Origin of the sequence: Mycobacterium sp. E1715 (assembly GCF_001667625.1) — a bacterium.
Lineage (GTDB): Bacteria > Actinomycetota > Actinomycetes > Mycobacteriales > Mycobacteriaceae > Mycobacterium.
Map to the genome: position 1 here is coordinate 1 of NZ_LZJJ01000118.1, position 2471 is coordinate 2471.

Below are 2471 nucleotides of genomic sequence, written 5' to 3' on the forward strand. Positions count from 1 at the left end.
ACCTCGCGGTCGGGGTCGATGGATGCGACCACGTCGACGGCGTTGGACGAGGTGCAGCAGATGTCGGTGAGCGCCTTCACCGCTGCGGTGGTGTTGACGTAGGAGACGACAACGGCGCCGGGGTGCTCGTCCTTCCAGGCGCGCAGTTCGTCCGGGGTGATGGAATCCGCCAGCGAGCAGCCGGCCCGCTGGTCCGGGATGAGTACGGTCTTCTCGGGGCTCAGGATCTTGGCGGTCTCGGCCATGAAGTGCACGCCGCAGAACACGATGGTGTCCTCGGGAGCCTCGGCGGCGATCCGCGAGAGCGCCAGCGAATCGCCGACGTGGTCGGCGACGTCCTGGATGGCGGGCAGCTGGTAGTTGTGGGCGAGCACGGTGGCGCCGCGCAGCTTGGCCAGGCGGCGGATTTCGGCGGCCCATTGCTCGTCTCCCTCGACACCGGCGTAGCCGGCGGGCGAATTCGTGAGGTCGGCCATCATGTCTTCAGCGAGCGTGTCCATGCGATTGATAACCGTCACGGCGGCCCCTTTCAGCCCGGGAGGTTTTCGACTTATAATCGAAAACATGGGCCATACTAGCACTGAACACGAGGTGCTTGCGGTGGTGTTTCAAGTTCGCCGGGTAACCAGCGGGCCGCGAACAGAGAAACCGCAGCTGAACGTGCTGTTGTGGCAGCGCGCCAAGGATCCGCAGCGGGGCGCCTGGTCGCTGCCCGGCGGGCGGCTGCGCACCGACGAGGACATGACCACCTCCGTCCTGCGACAGCTGGCCGAGAAGGTGGACCTCAAGGAACTGGCGCACCTGGAGCAGCTGGCGGTGTTCTCCGACCCGAATCGGGTGCCGGGCGCCCGCGTCATCGCGTCGACGTTCCTGGGGCTGGTGCCCTCCCCCGCCACTCCGGAACTGCCACCGGACACCCGTTGGCACCCGGTGAGCAGCCTGCCGCCGATGGCCTTCGACCACGGACCGATGGTGACACACGCCCACGCCCGGCTGATCGCCAAGTTGTCCTACACCAACCTCGGATTCGCCTTGGCGCCAAGGGAATTCGCGCTCTCCACGCTTCGCGACATCTACGGCGCCGCGCTGGGTTACCAGGTCGACGCGACCAACCTGCAACGGGTGCTGGTCCGCCGCGGCGTGATCAGCCAGACCGGCACCATCGCCCAGTCCGGCCGCAGCGGCGGGCGGCCGGCGGCCCTGTACCACTTCACCGATTCTCAGTTGCGCGTCACCGACGAATTCGCCGCGCTGCGACCGCCGGGTCAGTTTGACGCCGCCGAACGCCGCCCCGGATAGGCTTACGGGAAGCGTCGTCGGGTGACGCAGCCGCAAACCGGGTACCAGTGACGTGCATGACCTGGATCGCCCACCCAAGAAGTCGCTCACAGTGCGGCGATTACGTTTTGGTTACCTGCCGTTCGTGCGCGAGAATGCCGGATGGCCTAGAAGGGAGCCTCAATGGCTGAGCTCGGCAATCTGGCAGGCACGCGCGGGGCGGAGTGGATCGCCCGGCCGCCGCACGAGGAATTGCAGCGCAAGGTGCGACCGCTGCTGCCCTCGGACGACCCGTTCTACCAGCCGCCCCTCGGCTTCCAACACGCCGAACCCGGCACCGTCCTGCGCTCGCGCGACGTCGAGCTGGCTTTTCTCGGGCTGATCCCGCAGCCCGTCAAGGCCACCCAGCTGCTCTACCGGACCATGGACATGAACGGCGAGCCCGAGGCCGCCGCGACCACCGTGATCGTCCCTGCCGAGCTGGCCCCGGAACGTCCGTGCCCGCTGCTGTCGTACCAGTGCGCGATCGACGCCGTGTCGTCCCGCTGCTTCCCGTCGTACGCGCTGCGGCGCCGGGCGAAGGCCCTCGGCTCGATCGGCCAGCTCGAACTGTTCCTGATCACCGCGGCCGTCGCCGAGGGCTGGGCCGTGTCCGTGCCCGACCACGAGGGGCTGCGGGGCCTGTGGGGCGCCCCCTACGAACCCGGCTATCGCGTCCTGGACGGCATTCGGGCCGCCCTGGGCGCGGAACGCCTCGGGCTCTCGCCCTCGGCGCCGATCGGGCTGTGGGGGTACTCCGGCGGCGGGCTGGCCAGCGCCTGGGCGGCCGAGGTGTGCGCCGAGTACGCGCCCGAACTCAACATCGTCGGCGCGGTGCTGGGATCGCCCGTCGGCGACCTCGGCAACACCTTCCGCCGGCTCAACGGCAGTTTCCTGTCGGGCCTGCCTGCGCTGGTGGTGGCGGCCCTCGCCCACATCTACCCCGAGCTGGACCGGGTGATCAAGGAGCACAGCAACGAGGAGGGGCGTGCCCTGCTCGAGTCGCTGGAGAAGATGACCACGGTGGAGGCGGTCGTGAAGATGGCCGGCAAGAACATGGGCGACTACCTCGACGAGCCGCTCGATGCCATCCTGTCGACGCCCGAGGTCACGCACGTGTTCGAGAACATCAAGCTGGGTGTCGCGGTGCCGAC

Annotated in this window: 3 protein-coding genes; 2 read left to right on the forward strand and 1 reads right to left on the reverse strand. The window is 68.6% G+C overall.

All coding sequences use genetic code 11. The annotated features are described in order from the left end of the window. Window positions 1-518: quinolinate synthase (locus A9X03_RS06195; protein ID WP_197498867.1), on the reverse strand; the 518-nt coding region annotated here is incomplete at its 3' end. Between the two features lie 46 nt (window positions 519-564). Here A9X03_RS06195 and A9X03_RS06200 point away from each other — a divergent pair. Both A9X03_RS06200 and A9X03_RS06205 read left to right on the forward strand, forming a co-directional pair. Continuing rightward, entirely contained in the window at window positions 565-1299 is a 735-nt protein-coding gene (locus tag A9X03_RS06200) for an NUDIX domain-containing protein (protein ID WP_067887975.1), read from the forward strand. Window positions 1300-1461: 162 nt separating this feature from the next. Beyond that, window positions 1462-2471 (forward strand): lipase family protein (locus A9X03_RS06205; RefSeq protein ID WP_067778712.1); only part of this gene is annotated, 1010 nt, incomplete at its 3' end.

Coding starts and splice junctions, on each gene's coding strand:
- A9X03_RS06200 (WP_067887975.1), top strand. CDS start 565: ATGGGCCATACTAGCACTGAACACGAGGTGCTTGCGGTGGTGTTTCAA.